This window comes from Arenibacter flavimaris (assembly GCF_030291335.1).
Taxonomy (GTDB): Bacteria; Bacteroidota; Bacteroidia; order Flavobacteriales; family Flavobacteriaceae; genus Arenibacter.
The window spans coordinates 38,665-55,588 of sequence record NZ_JASWIM010000032.1 but is presented as its reverse complement, the minus strand read 5'-3'; the positions used below and the strand labels follow the sequence as shown (position 1 = coordinate 55,588).

Annotated in this window: 14 protein-coding genes; 7 read left to right on the top strand and 7 right to left on the bottom strand. The window is 39.3% G+C overall.

Features of this window, described 5'->3' with window-relative positions; all coding sequences use genetic code 11:
- Positions 1-44: 44 nt before the first annotated feature.
- The 3 genes from QSE00_RS19845 to QSE00_RS19835 all read right to left on the bottom strand — a co-directional run bounded on the left by QSE00_RS19845 (position 45) and on the right by QSE00_RS19835 (position 2,719).
- Positions 45-458 carry an HYC_CC_PP family protein gene (locus tag QSE00_RS19845; protein WP_303507559.1) on the bottom strand — a complete coding sequence of 138 codons (414 nt, stop codon included), beginning with the start codon at positions 456-458 and terminating at the stop codon, positions 45-47.
- 110 nt (positions 459-568) lie between these two features.
- Positions 569-1,783 (bottom strand): site-specific integrase, encoded by a 1,215-nt coding sequence (locus QSE00_RS19840; RefSeq protein ID WP_286107213.1) that lies wholly within the window; start codon positions 1,781-1,783, stop codon positions 569-571.
- A 315-nt stretch (positions 1,784-2,098) separates the two neighbouring features.
- Entirely contained in the window at positions 2,099-2,719 is a 621-nt protein-coding gene (locus QSE00_RS19835) for a CatB-related O-acetyltransferase (RefSeq protein WP_286107212.1), read from the bottom strand.
- Positions 2,720-3,126: 407 nt separating this feature from the next.
- Between QSE00_RS19835 and QSE00_RS19830 the strand changes: the two genes are divergently transcribed.
- The 7 genes from QSE00_RS19830 to QSE00_RS19800 all read left to right on the top strand — a co-directional run bounded on the left by QSE00_RS19830 (position 3,127) and on the right by QSE00_RS19800 (position 13,581).
- Complete coding sequence (locus tag QSE00_RS19830; protein WP_286107211.1) at positions 3,127-5,460, top strand: helix-turn-helix domain-containing protein; 2,334 nt, start codon at positions 3,127-3,129, stop codon at positions 5,458-5,460.
- Between the two features lie 132 nt (positions 5,461-5,592).
- Positions 5,593-6,501: a leucine-rich repeat domain-containing protein gene (locus tag QSE00_RS19825; protein ID WP_286107210.1), complete on the top strand. Its 909-nt coding sequence runs from the start codon at positions 5,593-5,595 to the stop codon at positions 6,499-6,501.
- Between the two features lie 132 nt (positions 6,502-6,633).
- A complete protein-coding gene (locus QSE00_RS19820) occupies positions 6,634-7,077 on the top strand; it encodes a GNAT family N-acetyltransferase (protein ID WP_286107209.1) in 444 nt (147 codons plus the stop codon).
- Between the two features lie 153 nt (positions 7,078-7,230).
- The gene (locus QSE00_RS19815; RefSeq protein WP_286107208.1) at positions 7,231-8,202 is read left to right on the top strand and encodes an NAD(P)-dependent alcohol dehydrogenase; all 972 of its coding nucleotides are present in this window, start codon (positions 7,231-7,233) and stop codon (positions 8,200-8,202) included.
- 542 nt (positions 8,203-8,744) lie between these two features.
- Complete coding sequence (locus QSE00_RS19810; RefSeq protein WP_110356957.1) at positions 8,745-9,026, top strand: hypothetical protein; 282 nt, start codon at positions 8,745-8,747, stop codon at positions 9,024-9,026.
- A 253-nt stretch (positions 9,027-9,279) separates the two neighbouring features.
- A complete protein-coding gene (locus QSE00_RS19805; RefSeq protein WP_286107207.1) occupies positions 9,280-12,123 on the top strand; it encodes a DUF1549 domain-containing protein in 2,844 nt (947 codons plus the stop codon).
- 6 nt (positions 12,124-12,129) lie between these two features.
- Positions 12,130-13,581: a DUF1501 domain-containing protein gene (locus tag QSE00_RS19800; RefSeq protein WP_286107206.1), complete on the top strand. Its 1,452-nt coding sequence runs from the start codon at positions 12,130-12,132 to the stop codon at positions 13,579-13,581.
- A gap of 139 nt (positions 13,582-13,720) precedes the next feature.
- Here the strand turns inward: QSE00_RS19800 and QSE00_RS19795 are convergent, their stop codons facing one another.
- The 4 genes from QSE00_RS19795 to QSE00_RS19780 form a co-directional block, all read right to left on the bottom strand.
- Positions 13,721-13,846, bottom strand: coding sequence for a hypothetical protein (locus tag QSE00_RS19795; protein WP_258364872.1), 126 nt, complete (start codon positions 13,844-13,846; stop codon positions 13,721-13,723).
- Between the two features lie 152 nt (positions 13,847-13,998).
- Positions 13,999-15,315: a sugar porter family MFS transporter gene (locus QSE00_RS19790; RefSeq protein WP_286107205.1), complete on the bottom strand. Its 1,317-nt coding sequence runs from the start codon at positions 15,313-15,315 to the stop codon at positions 13,999-14,001.
- A 60-nt stretch (positions 15,316-15,375) separates the two neighbouring features.
- Positions 15,376-15,612 (bottom strand): hypothetical protein, encoded by a 237-nt coding sequence (locus tag QSE00_RS19785; RefSeq protein WP_286107204.1) that lies wholly within the window; start codon positions 15,610-15,612, stop codon positions 15,376-15,378.
- A gap of 16 nt (positions 15,613-15,628) precedes the next feature.
- Positions 15,629-16,921: a 3-deoxy-D-manno-octulosonic acid transferase gene (locus tag QSE00_RS19780; RefSeq protein WP_459076851.1), complete on the bottom strand. Its 1,293-nt coding sequence runs from the start codon at positions 16,919-16,921 to the stop codon at positions 15,629-15,631.
- Positions 16,922-16,924: the final 3 nt, after the last annotated feature.

The window sequence follows — 16,924 nt, the reverse complement described above, 5'->3', positions numbered from 1 at the left end:
TAATGGAAAACATCCACTGGATAAAAAAGTCTATTGCTTAAAAATCAAATTAAATAAGTCTCGTCAAGCTTGTAGATTTGCCTTATGACGAGTGGGGGGACATAATCCCTAAATGAAGTTACATTTTTTTCCAACCCTTCAAAAAGGTTGATATAAGTATAAACGAAAGACGCAACAAATACTTGTTGGTCAAATGTTAGTTTGTCAAAAGATATTTTTAATTCATCTTGACCATCAATGATTAATTGTTCGTCAGAACAACAATCTTTTACCTTAATGGAACAACCATCAGTTGAAGGTTTTTCCATTTCCATACCGCAACCTTTTGCTTTGTGGAATATGGCAGTTTCAACTAAATTATCACCACAATAATGCATATCAATAGTAAATGACATTGTAGAGAAAAGCACTACAATTGCCATTAAAAAGGATGATATTTTGTGAAAAATTTGCTTCATTCTTGATGCAAAGGTATAAAAAACAAAATATTTTTTGTTAAAATTTTTCCTAAAAATAGTTTTATTTAAGGTTTTCAGTTCTAAAATCGTAATTATAAAAAGTGAGGAAATTAAAAATTAACTACGCTATCCAAGGCATCATCAGCATCTTTATGGATGAAGTTAGCTTGATAGTTAATTGTCGTTTTAAGGTCTGTATGACGATATAACTTTTGAAGCATTAATGGATGAATATTGTCCGCGGCAATATTCCCAAAAGAATGACGAGCAATATGCATAGTTACCTTTTTTTGAATGCCAGTTCTTTTTGCAATTTTTTTCAAATGGTCATTAAACTTTTTATTAGCGACCTTTTTCTTCCTATATATATCTTTTGCATCGGTCAAATCTGCTTTTTTCATTTCTGGGAATATAAAATCGTTATCATTTTCTTTGTCTGAAATATATTCCAACAAGATTTTTTCGACCTTATTGGGTATTTTTAGCGACAATAATTTTGAATTCTTGCCCATTCTATAATGTAATCTACCGTCATAAATTTGTGACCATCGTGTAAATAAAACGTCCGAAACACGCATTCCGGCAAAATAAAAGCTGAATAACCAAACATTTAGTGAATGTCTTTCCATATCTGAAAGCTCTGGGCAATTTTCAAGAGATTTAATTTCTTTACCAGATAGGCCTGTTTTAGTAGTTTCTGGGAATTTAATTTTAAACTTACTTGTTCCGAAAGGATATATTTCCTTACTGACCACCTTATCTTTTATTGCCCGGTTAAAAAGAAGTCTTATCAGGACCATAACATTCATAGCGGTAGTTTCAGAAAGAGTGCAAGAGCCTTTTAAATATATTTTGAACTTTTTGAGAAAACGCTCATCTATTTCTTGAAATGTAAGATTTCGAGCCTTACTATACTTCTCAATATAACTAAGCCAAGCAGAGTCTGTCGAATGCCGATTTATTTTATTTTCAGCTTCAAGGGATTCAAGGTGTTCATCCGCAAAATCAAAAAATGTAAGACTTGATGTGGGCTTGTAAATTTCCTTTTTTATTTGGAAAGCTGTCGCATCTTTATTGTTGGTCTGCAAGGCAATCAAACCTTTTCTAGCTTCTGAAAGTTTTGATGTCAAGAGGTTATTTAAACTTTCTGCATCAGGATGTGATTTCTTTATTTTAAGATTTTTTGTATCCCAATCCTCTAATTCAATATAATGCCCTATATGTTTGTAGGTAGAACGACGGTCCTTAGTTATTCTAATTGCAAGTGGATATTGGCCTTTAGAGTTGACCTTTTTACGGAGTATAATTTTTGCGCTTGTTGACATTGTAAACCTGTTTTGAGTACGAAAGTCAAATCAGGTACAACATTTGGTTTTAAAACCTTCCTAAAGATACATATTTATTAGGAAACTTGGGTACAACATAGGTACAACAAATGTTGAAATTAACTGATATTAAATGACTTTAAATAAAATGACGAAAAGGATAAATCATTGAAAATGAGATGATTTATGTCTTATTGGTGCAATATATACCAGACTTAGGATCTAGTGCCGCAAGGTGTGAGAGTTCGAGTCTCTCCGCCTGTACAGAGGGAAAAGCTCTTCAGAAATGAGGAGCTTTTTCTGTTTATAAATCCTTTAGTTTAATAGCGCTAAGTTGGTGCCGGTAAGATTTTGGACATTGGCGGTAATCTTATCAATGGGCCAGTCCCACCATTGCAGTTCCAATAGCTTGGCAATATCCGCTTCCGAAAAACGCTTCCGGATCAATTGGGCAGGGTTGCCGCCCACAATACCATAAGCTTCAACATCTTTTGTTACCGTGGAATTGCTGGCTATTATGGCCCCATCACCAATGGTAATTCCTGGCATTATGGTAGCATTATAGCCAATCCAAACATCATTGCCAATTACCGTATTGCCTTTTGAAGGATAGCCCTTACCTTCCATGGCGTGGCTCCAATCCTTGCCAAAAATGGCGAAGGGATAGGAGGAAATGGAATTGCTCAAATGATTGGCTCCATTCATTATGAAGGTTACATTGGAGGCGATCATACAGAATTTTCCAATAATGAGCTTGTCTCCAATAAAATCAAAATGATATTTCACATTTTTCTCAAAATTGGCCACATCCTCAAAATCATCGTAATAGGTGTAATCGCCCACATGTATATTGGGGTTCTTTACAATGTTCTTCAAAAAGCAAAGTCGATCGTAGTTCTCTAACGGAAACGGAATGTTTTTATCAGGTGCGTTCATAGGACTATAAATTTGATAATTAACGGTAAATTATGCCCAAAGCAGCGCTAAATGTAGCGCAAAGCGTTGATAGTTTTTAATTTTTTTAAAAATATTTAACCCGAATTGGGTTAATTGAAAAAAATACAAAAGTCCGTGAATTAAGTAAAAGTCATGACGAAGTCTTGTTATTATAAATAAATTAAAAAGAAAGGATTTGAAAGTACATGCCCAAACGGGATTATACGGGTAAGGATTCTTCTAGCTTTGGGAGATAATTGTAACGTCATGGAGAAAGTAAACTCTTGAAAAACCTCTGTAAAGTTAATGTCTTTTTTAAAATTGTCACTGAAAAGTGTTTATTGCAAATTATTGTACTTTTGGAATATGTTGCTTTCTTTAGCAATGAAATCTAAGATCAAAAATCAATGCCAAGCAATAAAAACCGACGCATTGCGGTCATAATGTTTACCGATATTGTTGGCTACACCGCTCTGATGCAGAGGGATGAAAATGCCGCAGCGGAAATGCGGGCCCGTCATAGACAGGAGTTCGAAAAAAATCATAAACTTCATAATGGGGATATCCTCCAATATTATGGAGACGGAACCCTGAGCGTTTTTTCCAGTGGGTTGGAGGCAGTGGAATGCGCCATAGCCATACAAAAAGCTTTGCAAAAGGAGAACGCCGTGCCGCTTCGCGTAGGGTTGCACCTGGGAGATATTGTTTTTGATGGAACGGAAGTTTATGGGGACGGAGTAAATATGGCTTCCCGTATAGAGAGTCTGGGAATTGCAGGTTCAATTTTGTTATCTGGGAAATTAAATGATGAGCTAAAAAACCATCCGCATATACCCACAATATCTTTGGGTGATTTTAATCTCAAGAACATTGCCAGGCCAATAGAAATATTTGCTATAAATAAGCAAGGTATACAGGTGCCCAGTCGTTCCGATCTTATGGAGGTTCCTGAAAATGAGCCCAAGTCTATTGCTGTTCTCCCCTTTGTAAATATGAGTTCCAATGCGGACAATGAATATTTTAGTGACGGCATGACAGAGGAGATCATAAACGCCCTTGCTAAAATCAAGGGATTAAAAGTAACTTCTAGAACCTCTTCCTTTCACTTTAAAAATGTTAATCTTCCCATAGCTCAGATAGGCAAGGAACTTAATGTATCTACCATCCTGGAGGGTAGCGTGCGGTTGTCCAAAAATAAAATGCGCATAACTGCACAGCTGATCGACGTAAAGAATGATTTTCATTTTTGGTCGGAAACTTTTGATAGGTCCTTGGAAGATGTCTTTGCCGTTCAGGATGAAATTAGCCTGCTCATTGCAGAAAGATTGAGGGAACATATTGGACATTTTGAAATTGAAGGCCAATTGGTCCAAGACCCCGAAGTGCCAATTGATATATACCAAGGCTATTTAAAAAGCAGGTATCATATTTTAAAGATGGGCAAGTCCGATATTGAAACAGGGATGTCAATTTTAGAAAGAATTCTAGAGGATTACCCTCATTTTGCATTGGCCCATTTGGGGATGCATCTGGCCTATACGTTATTGGGTACAATAGGTTTGGTGCCCCTACAAGAGGCCTTTGCAAAGGGACAGCCTTTTTTGGACAAGGCCATAGAATTGGATGAAAACTTGCCCGAATGTCAATTGCACCTTTCCTATGCCTCCTTGATTCAAAAATGGGACCTACAAGAAACCTATAAGCATTTAAACAAAGTGTATGAAGCGGGACCACTTGTTGACTATTACCCGAGTATGGCATCCGCCTTGGTAGCCGAAGGGAGTTTTGGTGCGGCCCGGACCTATATTGAAACCGCCCTTCAGCTCGATCCTTTCTCTTCCATAAATTATCATTTGAAGGGATTTATAGATTACTGCGAAGAAAAATATGATGATGCCATAAAGTGTTTTGAAAAGGGAGTAGAACTCAAAGTAGATTTTAAAACCTCTACATTATATTGGGGGCAGTCACTGTTGTTGATGGGTAAAGGCAAGGAAGGATTGGCCTTTTTTGAGAAATTGCCACAGAATGAAACCGAAGATATCATGAGACTGGGGGGGACAACAATGGCCCATGCGGTATTAGGTAATAAGGATAAGGCCGAAAAGGGAATAGCCAAGTTGGAAGTAGCCCTGGAAACCGATCTTATGGGGAGGGCCCTAAACTTGCTTATTCTGTGCAATGCCCTGTTGGGGAAAATACCGGAAACCATTAGCTTAATAGAACAAGGTGTTGCCCACAGATTGCCAATGATGATTTACATTTTTGTGGAACCAATATTGAAGCCCTTTTACGGAATGCCCCGTTTTAAGGAACTTAGGAGGCAAGTTTTGGGTGAAGACAGTAAATTTTCGACCAAGAAACGGAAGTATCAAAAATCGTTGTTCAATAATACACAGCTCAGGGAATATAAGAAAAATTTGGATCGGTTAATGTTGGAAGAGGAGCCCTACTTGGACCCCAACCTTACACTTCCGATTTTGGCGGAAATGATGGAAATTCCTTCCAATCATTTATCGCAGCTGCTAAATGAGGGGTATGGGAAAAATTTTGCCGATTATGTGAACACCTACCGTCTGGAAGCTTTTAAGGCCAAGGTGGCCGACCAATCCCAAAGACAGCTCACTATTCTTGCATTGGCATATGATAGCGGCTTTAACTCCAAGACCGTCTTTAACACCTATTTTAAAAAGATAATGGGTACAACCCCCAGAGCTTATTGGAAAAAAATAGTGGCTTAAAAGGTTCCGATTTGTAATCCAGAACGACCAGTCCTGACATTTTATACATCTTTGTCTCAAATAAAACTATTCTAATTTAAGAATTAATATAGGTTTTATAACAGCTTACAATTAATATAATTTTACTTAAAAATGTATAAGGATTTTTTTGTTGGGACCGCAATTCAGATAGCAATGATCATTACCATCTTAATTACCTCATGCTCCCGTAATGATACAGACTCATATGAAAATAAATACCTGGAGATTCCAGATTCTAGTTTTGAAGCCATTTTAATAGAGCATGGTATAGATTCTGACGGGGTCCTAAATCAAAGGATGTTGAGAAAAGATGCTTCGGAAGTAAGTGTTCTGGATTTAAATTTTTCAAGTGAAGGTGTAATTAGTGATTTGACCGGAATTGAGGGCTTCGTAGGGCTAAGGAAGCTATCCGTAATGCAACATGAACTAGTGAGCATCGACTTAAGTTCCAATACTTTATTGGATACCTTATACCTTGCCGGTAACTTTATTTCCAGCATTGACGTAAGTAACAATCCCAATTTAATTATGTTGGATGTGCAGTCTAACCAGCTTAGTGCCATTAACGGACTTTCCAAAGCGGTTCACTTAAAAGAATTAAATCTATCCTTTAACGAATTGGAAGAATTTAGCATTGAAAATGAAACTCTTGAAATATTGAAAATAAGCAATAACTTATTGCATTCCTTTGATGTCAAAAGATCTATAAATCTGAAAAATATATTGCTAACAACGAATGAGCTAACTTCTGTAGGTTTTGGCAAAAATGTAAAATTGGAAACCTTATTGATTTCTGACAATAAAATTCAGAATATAGATCTTGAACATAATACAGGTTTAACACACCTCTATATTTCAAGTAATTCGCTTACTGATCTGAATGTGGGCAGTAATCAGGAATTAATTGATTTAAAGGTGGATAGAAATCCTAATTTAAACTGTATCAGAATTGAAAGTGGACAGAACATACCTAATGTTTCAATATCCGAATACCAAGAATTAAATACTTCCTGTGAATAACCAAAAATCCCACAACTCAAAAAAGGTTTCATATGTCCTTCAATAGAATACAGCAATTGGACCTTCATTTTAAATATTTCCTGTACATAGCCCGGAAATACTATTTTTAGGGTTTCTTTAAGATTGATACTTATGACATATAAAATAGAGTCCATTTCCCAGGCCGAATACCCCGTGGTGGTTGAGGTTTGGGAGGCCTCCGTAAGAGCCACACACCAATTTTTAAGGGAAGAGGACATTGCCTATTTTAAGCCGTTGATGTTGAACGAGTACTTAAAGGCAGTACAATTAAGGTGCGTTAGGAATGAGGTCAAGGAAATAATCGGATTTATGGGAGTGGAAGGTCGGCATTTGGAAATGCTATTTGTACATCCGGCTTACCGGGGAATGGGAATAGGCAAAAGTTTATTGACTTACTCCATACAAGAATTGAATGTAAATAAGGTGGATGTAAATGAACAGAACGAACAAGCTGTTGATTTTTATAAATATGTTGGATTTAAAACAGTAAGTCGTTCGGAATTGGATGCCTCGGGAAAACCTTACCCAATTCTGCATATGGAATTAAGAAAGTAAGAGCATCTTTATTTGTCCTGTGGTTGAAAAGAATTGCAATGCTTACATACTGGATTGGGCATGGCAAGACATTTTGTTCCGATTCCGAAACCCGAACGATTGGCTTAAAACTGCGCGATACATTTGTCATATAAAAAATGAAAAAATGAAAAAATGAAAGCGATCATAACAACAAAGTATGGCTCACCCAAGGTTTTGCAACTCCATGAAATTCCAAAACCCGTACCCAAAGAAAATGAAATTTTGATAAAAGTAAAAGCTGCTAGTGTAACCACCGCAGATACTATGATGCGTAAAGGAAAACCATTCTATGGAAGGCTTTTTATGGGTATGACCAAACCCAAGTACCCAATATCTGGAACCGGATTTTCGGGTGTGGTCAAATCTATTGGTAAAAATGTAAGCCTCTTTAAGGAAGGAGATCCTGTTTTTGGCGAATCGGTATTTGGACAAGGCAGTAATGCCGAATACTTATGTATTCCGGAAAATGGATTGGTGGCCCTGAAACCTATAAAAGTATCTTTTGAGGAGGCCTCAGTCCTATGTGACGGACCTTTGACCTCTTGGAACTATTTAAAGAAAATGGGCGATGTAAAAAGTGGACAGAAAGTGCTTGTAAATGGGGCTTCCGGAAGTCTTGGTTCTGCAGCGGTGCAATTGGCCGATTATCTTGGTGCGGACGTCACCGCGGTCTGCAGTTCCCCCAATTTGGATTTGGTAAAATCGCTGGGAGCGGATCATACCATAGATTATACAAAGGTAGATTTTACTAAAACAGAAAAGAGGTACGATATTATTTTTGATACTGTGGGCAAAAGTTCGTACCTCAAAAGCAAAAAAGTACTGGTTAAAAATGGCACCTACCTTTCACCTGTACTTAGTATGCCACTGTTGTTTCAAATGCTGTGGACCTCTATATTTAGTAGTAAAAAAGTAAAGTTTGCCGCCACAGGGCTTTTGGCAGTCCCAGAACTTGGTGCCATGTTGAATGAGCTCACGAAGTTATTGATGGCCGATAAATTAAAGTTGATCATAGATAAGCGTTACTCCCTTCATGAGGTTGCCAAAGCCCATAGCTATGTAGACACCGGCCACAAAAAAGGCAATGTAGTAGTAAAGTTATAGCGCTCTTTCTCTCTTTTAATCTTCAAAAATAATACGAGCTGGATTTACAACTCTTATTTGAGGTGATTATCCATAGTTTTCCTTTGGCTTAAATAAAAAGTAACCAAATCATTTATGGCACATTTAGTAAGGAAAATTACATTTTATCCGTAGTTTGTTAGAGTTGAACGTTGATATTTTGATACACGGGGATTCCATGCTAACTTTATAATTGAATTTCTGTCTTATTTGGATCTATGAAATTTAAACCTAGGAATATCCTAGTCTAGTTTAATTATCTCTCCTGTGTTACTGCGGTGACTATGGAAAACAATAAATTAAGGAATGAAAAAGAAATTTAATTTTATAGACTTGGTATTGACATTCAGCGGTGCCTTTGCGGTTATTGTATTGTTGTTGGTAGCTTCCAAGTTTTTATAGTTGTGCTTGGGATTAAGCTTATAGGAAAGTTTCTTAAAATTAACGGTCCATGGATGCCAATTTTTACATAAAAATGGTATCTTATCATGGAGCAATTTATGTTTTAATTTAAATATAAAATAATGTCTAAAACATCCGCCCGTTGGTTATTGGTATTGGGTCTTGTCGTTGTCAGCTTTGGGGTCGGTATTTACTTGCAGGATTTAAAACATCAAGAAAGCACCAAGGCAGCCTGGAAGGCCAACCGCTTCAATGTGGCTAGGTTTAACAAAATAATGAGGTATGCCGGGGATATGAATGATCATAATTGGGCTACTATGCGGGATAGCATTGGTAGTCAATTGGATAGTTTGATGATATTGAGGTTCAGAAAAGAAGTTGATAGCATAAAAAAATCGAAATAATAAAATTTCCGGATTAAATTTGTCCAAGTGGTTACCTGTCATGGGGATAAGGAAGTACCGCGGGAAAATAATCGTTAGAAGCAACCTAAGAGGGTTGCTTTTTTTGTGGGTAACAACACAGATAGGTCTTGCATTTTTGATTTGAATAGTTAACTTAGAGGAAAATAAATATAATAGGAATAAAATTGTGTGGAACATTATAAACCTCACAATTGGTATTATATTGTTTACATAAAAATATTAAATTGCTACTATGGACATTGAATCGTGGGAATGGATATTTCAGTTGTTGGGACGCTTTCACCCTTTGGTGGTGCATTTTCCCATAGGCCTGTTAGTGGTTGCTTTGTTTCTGGAGTTTTTAACCCTGGGGGGTAAGCGACAAGGCCTCAGGGAGGGAATTAATTGGATGGTATTTTTGGGAACTGTGTTTGCCTCACTGGCCGCGGTCTTGGGCTGGTTACTTCGTACCTATGACGAATATGAAGGCGAGTTGGTTCAATTTCATCAGAATGCGGGTATTATCACTGCTGTTTTGGCCGTTGTTACCTGGTTTTTGTTACGCAGTACCTTAAATGGAAAACTTACCAATTACATATATTACCGTTTTGGGTTATCAGCAACAGTATTGGTTTTGGTCGTGGCGGGTCATTTGGGAGCGAATCTAACCCATGGGGAGGATTATTTAAGCAGTGTCTTGCCCCATAATCAAGATTCATATGATAATGAAAGGACAAAGGAACTATTAACAGAATTAAAAGGGCTGGATTCTTTGTCTGAAGTCCAACAGGAAAGTTTAAATCTGGGAGTCCGGGCCATATTGGCACATAATTGTTATCAATGCCATAGCGAAAATAAACAAAAGGGAGATTTGGTATTGGATAATAAACGAGGAGTCTACCAAGGCGGGAAGTCGGGCCCTATTATTGTGGCGGGCAGGCCGGAAGAGAGTGAGATGTTTTTAAGGGTAAACCTTCCTCCCGATCATGATGATGTAATGCCAAAGAAAGGAAAGGTATTGAAGGATAGTGAAATTAAGTTGATAGAGTTGTGGATCAAAAATGGCGCTAAATGGTCGGATGGGGCACTAAAGATTTTTCCAGAGGCCGAGTTGGCCCTTTCACAGCCCGAATTACCCGAAGGCAGCATGGAGAGCCACCCTTTGGACAAAATAATGGATACCTATTTTAAGGAGGAAAAATTAAAATGGCCAAGGATCGTGGACGATAGGACTTTTATTAGACGAACTTATCTGGATATCCTCGGTTTGCTTCCAGAGCCCATAAAAATAGATCAATTTGTGAATGATGGGGATAAAGGGAAAAGGGCGAAGCTCATCGATGAATTGTTGGCGGATAAACATAATTATACCCAACACTGGTTAAGCTTTTGGAACGATTTACTTAGGAACGATTACAGTGGTCCGGGATTTATAACGGGAGGACGTAAGCAGATTACGGATTGGTTGTACAAGTCGCTTATGGAAAATAAGCCTTATGATGTCATGGTCAAGGAACTTATAAATCCAAATGAAGCATCGGAAGGATTTATTAAAGGGATTAAATGGCGGGGTTTGGTCAATGCCAGTCAACGCACCGAAATGCAGGCCGCCCAAAATATTGGTCAGTCGCTGATGGGGGTGAATGTAAAATGTGCCTCCTGTCATAATAGTTTTGTTAGCAATCTTACTTTGGAACAATCCTACGGCTTTGCTTCGATTTTTGCCGATTCCATTTTGGAACTGAATAGATGTGATATGCCCATTGGGAAACTGGCCGAAGTGAATTTTCTATATCCGGAACTGGGGTCGGTAGAGGCAGAGGGTGTTAAGGAAAGATTGTTTTTGCTTTCAGAGATAATGGTAAAACCTGAGAATGGTAGACTTTACCGTACCATTACCAACAGGTTTTGGAAACGATTTATGGGAAGGGGGATAGTGGAACCTGTGGACGAAATGGACAATGAACCATGGAATGCCGATCTGTTGGATTGGTTGGCTGCCGATTTTGTAAATTCCGGGTTTGATATAAAACACCTCATGAAAATGATCATGACGTCCAAATCTTACCAACTGGAAACAATGCGATTGGAAAATCAGGAAGATTTGAAAAAGGGGTATGTGTTCAAAGGTCCCATACTTAGGCGTTTAAGTGCAGAGCAATTCTCCGATGCCGTTAGCCAGGTAGTGGCCCCTATGTATTATGCGGCGGCTTACGACCCCAATAATGAAGGCCTGCCATTTAATAGGATCTGGCACAGGGAAATTAAGTTTGATCGAGATGTATTGCCCGAACCAGGAAGGCGGTATTTTAGGCATAGTTTCAATTTAAATGATAAAGAAATAATGGCGGCCAAAGCTTTGGTTTCTGTAGATCATTCCTATGTCCTGTACCTCAATGGCAAAAAAATATCGGAAGGTGCCGATTGGAGAAAGGTAGATCGTTTAGACGTGGCCGATATGCTTGTTCCTGGAGACAATATATTGGCTATAGAGGGAGATAACGAAGGAGCCATTGCCAATCCCGCTGGAATCTTATTTGCCATGAAAATCCAGTATGGGGATGGGACGGAAATGTTGGTCACCTCCAACGATAAATGGAAAAGCACGGATAAACTACCTGAAAAGGGATGGGTAAGCTTAGCATTTGATGATGATGGTTGGCAAGGTGTCCGTAATTATGGTTCCGGTAATTGGGACAAGTTGGTGAATTTCAATTTTGAAAATACAGGACGGGAATTCGCAAGGGCCAGCCTTGTAAAACAACATCCCTTTATGAAGGTTATGGGAAGGCCCACTAGGGAAAATGTAGCCACAACAAGGGACGAACAAGCTACTTTGTTGCAGGCACTGGAATTGACCAATGGGGAGTATTTTAATGGGGTGCTAAAGGAAGGGGCAAAGGAATGGCTCCAGAAATATGGAGATAAGAACGAGGAAATAGTACTAAATTTATATCAAAAGACATTGGGTAGAAATCCTACCGATAAGGAAAGGGGAATAATGTTGAATGCCTTGCAAACCGATGCAAAGGATGAAGCCTTGCAAGATCTTTTTTGGTCCATGTTTATTTCACCCGAATTTCAATTTATATACTAAGCAATAATGAATAAGGATTTACATATCAATGCACGTAGGGATTTTGTAAAAAAGATGGCCGCGGCCAGTCTGTCGGCTGCCACCACAAGTATCCCCATTGCTAGTTTTTTAAGTTCCTGCAATTCGGCGCCTGCAATAACCTCCAAAGCGGATACGGTTATATTGCTTTGGATGGCAGGTGGAATGGCCCATACCGAAACATTCGACCCCAAAGCATTTGTACCTTATTCCAAGGGTGTGGAGAGCAAAAGGGTTTTAAGCACCTTTCCCAAGGTGCCTACAATTGTTGATGGTCTACAATTTTCACAAGGATTGGAATCTATTGGGAGTGTAATGGATAAAGGAGCCATAATCCGTTCCTATAAATCCGCAGACCTTGGCCATATTCTGCATACGCGACATCAGTATCACTGGCATACCTGCTATGAGCCGCCACAATCGGTCCAGGCTCCACACATAGGTGCGTGGATAGCCAAGGAGTTAGGCCCTGTAAACCCTGTTATCCCCCCATTTATTGCCATGGGGCAGCGATTTACCGTTGGGGAGGCAGAGGAACTAAAGGCATTTCATTCTGCCGGATTCTTAGGGAGTGAATATGGTCCTTTTCTAATACCGGACCCTTCCACAGGTTTGGATAGTGTAAGGCCGCCCCAAGGAATGTCCCTTAAGAGATTTGAAGCCCGTTACAAACTTTATAAGGAGTTGGCCAATAAGAGCAAGATTATGGAAGGCGGAAGCGATTATCAAAGGGAATCCCTGATGCGCTCCATGGAACAATCCTATCGGTTGTTAAATTCTCCTGAAGCAAAGGTATTTGACCTATCACAGGAACCCAAGGAGGTGTATGACACCTATAACACTGGTAGATTTGGACTAGGGTGTCTATTGGCAAAAAGGCTGGCCATGAACGGAGGTAGGTTCATTAGTGTATCAACGGAGTATGAGCCTTTTCTTGGCTGGGATACCCATGAAAATGGCCATACCCGGGCCGCGAAAATGAAAGAGCTTATTGATAGGCCTGTTGCCCAACTCATTAAAGATCTGGACGAGTCCGGGCATTTGGATAGAACGCTGATTATTTTGGCCAGTGAATTTAGTAGGGACGCCATTATGGAAGGTCGCCCTGGGGTACCCGTGCAGGACCAAGTTGATCAACCAGATATTATTGAGGATGAAAAATTCTATGGTATGCATAGACATTTTACGGACGGTAGTTCCATTCTCATGTGGGGCGGTGGAGTCAAGAAAGGTTTGGTGTATGGCAAAACAGCCGATGAGCGACCCTGTTCTTCCATTGAAAACCCAGTGGTTATAGATGAAATACACCAATCTATATACCATGCCTTGGGAATGGATCCTGAAACAAATTACACTATTGAAGGCAGGCCATTTTACACCACTCCTGATGGGCAGGGCAAACCAATATTGGACCTGTTTGGCGAAAGAATAGTAACCTAGATTGCTTGTGTGGGTTCATTGTGCATATATGTGCCAAATTGAACCTAACTCCAGAGTAATAAAACAAGTACCCGTCATTATTGGGAAAAAGAATACGACCCAGAATTGTTTGGGTCTGAAAGGCTAGGGCAGGTTCCTCTTAAAAGAAACCAAAGGCCGCTAAAATCAAACAGACTACCACAGCCAATAGGATGGCAACCAATACTACGACCATAAGGCTTAGGAATCCATTGAGCACCCTTGTGCCAAAAGTAACATCTTCCATGATATTTAGATTTTAAAACAATTTAATGAATTATCCTCAAATTATCATGTGTTTTAGGGGCAAATCCGTTAAATGACCATGATTTGGTATACTAATCCGTTGTACTGTAAAAATTTTCGATAAAATACTGATAATCAGCAAGTGGTATTTTCTTACTTACTAAGTTTTTTGCTTAGTTCTTCCAAGGTAATTCCTTTGGTCTCGGGCATTATAAAAATAACAAAGAGCAATTGAAGCACCATCATAAAGGCGAAGAACCCAAATACTGGTCCTGGTCCCACCCATGCAAAAAGTGCGGGAATCGAGGAGGGTATAAGCCATGCCAGTACCCAATGTACAGAACTGCCAAAGGCCTGACCGGAGCCTCTTAGGTGATTGGGGAATATTTCGGAAATAAAGACCCAAATTACGGCACCCTGACCAATGGCGTGGGAGGCAATAAATAAGAAAAGAAAAATAGGGACAGCCATGCCTTCCCAGTTTAAAATAAATGCGGCAGCTACCAGAGACAGTGAAATTATATATCCAATAGAGCCAAAATACATTAATTGCTTTCGGCCAAGGCGGTCTATTAGGAATATACCCAAAAGGGTAAAGATAAGGTTGGTGATACCGATTCCTATACTGCTCAGTAGGGCTGTGCTTTCTCCCAACCCTGCAGCTTCGAATATCCTGGGAGCGTAGTATAAAAATGCGTTGATTCCGGAGAATTGATTAAAAAAGGCAATAAGAAAAGCCAATGTCAGGGGAAATCGATATTTCTTCATAAAAATATTCTCGGAGGCAGCAGCACTTTCTTCCCCGGAGGTAATTTCCGCCTCCAGTTCTTCCAATGAGAGGTCTGGGTTTATGGAATACAGTATTTTTTTAGCCTCTTCAGTCCTGTTTTTGGTCAAAAGCCATCTTGGGCTTTTAGGGACGGTTAGAACAAATAAGGTGTAGATTATGGCAGGAAAAGCTTCCACACCTACCATCCAGCGCCAATCGTTTTCGCCCACATTGCTAAGGGCATAATTGGACATGAAGGCCACGAGAATTCCAAATACAAGCATAAATTGATATAGGCCGACCAATCTTCCCCGATTTTTTGCCGGCGCAATTTCTGAGATATAGGCCGGGGCCGCCACTGTGGATGCACCGACCCCCAAGCCACCAATAAACCTAAATATCCCGAAGGTGACGGGGTCGTTGGCAAAGGCAGATCCTATTGCGGAGATGGAATATAGGATACCAATCCATATAAGGGTGTTTTTTCTACCTATCTTATTGGTGGGGATTCCACCCAGAATTGCCCCTGTAACAGTTCCGAACAAAGCCATGCCTATAACCACTGTTCCGTGAAAAGCTTCCGAGGAGTTCCATAAAAGTTGTAACTTTTTTTCGGCGCCTGAAATTACTACTGTATCGAAGCCAAATAAAAATCCGGCCAATGCGGCAATAAGGGAAATACGAAGAATTTTGGAATCCATAATTTGGTTCGTTGGTTTTTGTAAAGCTAACAAAAAAAGTAAACCAAATGTATAGACTATTTAAGATAGGGCAATTTTGGGCCTTAGTGTATCCCGTGTTTTGGACTTTTGACCATTTTTGGTTTTGGGTTTCAATTTTATGGGATCCGGTTTCTTGATAACTTCCTTTTTTGGAGATGAAGCTCCCTTTTCAGTTGGGGTTGTGCCTTGTTGTTCTCTTACCGGTTCCCTACACGAAAGACAGGAAAGTGCAAAATAAGTTACTGTGACCAAGGTTAAAGTTCGGAAATATTGCATAGTCGTACATAGGTGTTCATATTAATGTACGTATATAGGTCATGATTTGGATGCTTGCTCCTTTATTTTCAGAGACATAGGTGCTGTTGATAGTACCGGTTTTTGAGAGATATTTTAAATCTCCTGACAGTTTGTTTATTATAGTTTTGAACTCCATTTTGGATTTTACTACCAATATTCCTCCTTTATTTACCAAATCTTCGGCTTCCTTAAATCCTTTGTAGTTTGGGCCAATAATTACGGGAACTCCGTATACTGCAGGTTCCAATGTGTTGTGCAAGCCAGTGGCGAAGCCACCACCTACATAGGAAATGTCCGCATAACTATAAATTTTGGTCAACAAGCCAATGGTGTCTACAATAAGTACCTCGTAGTCGGCTAGATTTTTACTCTCAATTTCAGAAAAAAGTACTGTTTTCTTTTGTATGGACGCCCTTAATTTGTTGATATGTTCCAATTTTATGTTGTGGGGCGCAAGAACAAATTTTAAAGGGGATGTGACAGAGTTTATATACGGGACCAAAATTGCCTCGTCCTCGGGCCAAGTGCTGCCGGCCACTACAGTTTGTGTATCATTCTTAAACGCTTGCATGAATTTTAAATGGTTGTCTCGCTGGAGAATTTCAACCACCCTATCAAATCTGGTATCCCCGCTGATATCTGTATTTCTAATGCCAATTCCCTCCAATAATGCAATGGATTTGTTGTCCTGGACAAAAATATGGGTGAAATTGCGTAGGGCGCTGCGCATAAAACCACCTAAACTTTTGAAATAAATTTGATCATCCTTGAAAAGGGCAGATATGAGTATGGTGGGTATTTTATGTTTGTTCAAGGCCCTTAGATAATTGGGCCAAATCTCGTACTTAACAAAAATCACCAGCTTTGGATCCACAATGTCTAGGAATTTTTTGACATTTTTTGAGGTGTCCATGGGCAGGTAGGTGACCATATCGGCCGCTGTTGTATTTTTTTTGACCTCATAGCCCGAAGGGGAAAAGAATGTAACCAATATTTTATATGTTGGGTAATCCTTTTTTAAATTTTCTATAATGGGAAGGCCTTGTTCAAATTCTCCCAAAGAGGCGGTGTGGATCCAGATTATGCGATCCTCTTTTGCAATATTCTTTATAAGGTAGGGCAGCACTCCTTTACGCCCCCTTGCGAAAAGTTTAATTTTTGGATGAAAGAGCGCTATCAATTCCAGGAAAAGAGCGGACAATTGTACGGCAAAATTATATATAGCAAACACTGAATCTTCGTTTGGGGCTAAAATACGCTTCTTTACATAAATTCCATTGGCTGCCAATCC

What these genes read in the sequence shown, in the direction of transcription:
- QSE00_RS19845 (WP_303507559.1), bottom strand. Translation starts at nt 458, where the DNA reads ATGAAGCAAATTTTTCACAAAATATCATCCTTTTTAATGGCAATTGTA.
- QSE00_RS19840 (WP_286107213.1), bottom strand. Translation starts at nt 1,783, where the DNA reads ATGTCAACAAGCGCAAAAATTATACTCCGTAAAAAGGTCAACTCTAAA.
- QSE00_RS19835 (WP_286107212.1), bottom strand. Translation starts at nt 2,719, where the DNA reads ATGAACGCACCTGATAAAAACATTCCGTTTCCGTTAGAGAACTACGAT.
- QSE00_RS19830 (WP_286107211.1), top strand. Translation starts at nt 3,127, where the DNA reads ATGCCAAGCAATAAAAACCGACGCATTGCGGTCATAATGTTTACCGAT.
- QSE00_RS19825 (WP_286107210.1), top strand. Translation starts at nt 5,593, where the DNA reads ATGTATAAGGATTTTTTTGTTGGGACCGCAATTCAGATAGCAATGATC.
- QSE00_RS19820 (WP_286107209.1), top strand. Translation starts at nt 6,634, where the DNA reads ATGACATATAAAATAGAGTCCATTTCCCAGGCCGAATACCCCGTGGTG.
- QSE00_RS19815 (WP_286107208.1), top strand. Translation starts at nt 7,231, where the DNA reads ATGAAAGCGATCATAACAACAAAGTATGGCTCACCCAAGGTTTTGCAA.
- QSE00_RS19810 (WP_110356957.1), top strand. Translation starts at nt 8,745, where the DNA reads ATGTCTAAAACATCCGCCCGTTGGTTATTGGTATTGGGTCTTGTCGTT.
- QSE00_RS19805 (WP_286107207.1), top strand. Translation starts at nt 9,280, where the DNA reads ATGGACATTGAATCGTGGGAATGGATATTTCAGTTGTTGGGACGCTTT.
- QSE00_RS19800 (WP_286107206.1), top strand. Translation starts at nt 12,130, where the DNA reads ATGAATAAGGATTTACATATCAATGCACGTAGGGATTTTGTAAAAAAG.
- QSE00_RS19795 (WP_258364872.1), bottom strand. Translation starts at nt 13,846, where the DNA reads ATGGAAGATGTTACTTTTGGCACAAGGGTGCTCAATGGATTCCTAAGC.
- QSE00_RS19790 (WP_286107205.1), bottom strand. Translation starts at nt 15,315, where the DNA reads ATGGATTCCAAAATTCTTCGTATTTCCCTTATTGCCGCATTGGCCGGA.
- QSE00_RS19785 (WP_286107204.1), bottom strand. Translation starts at nt 15,612, where the DNA reads ATGCAATATTTCCGAACTTTAACCTTGGTCACAGTAACTTATTTTGCA.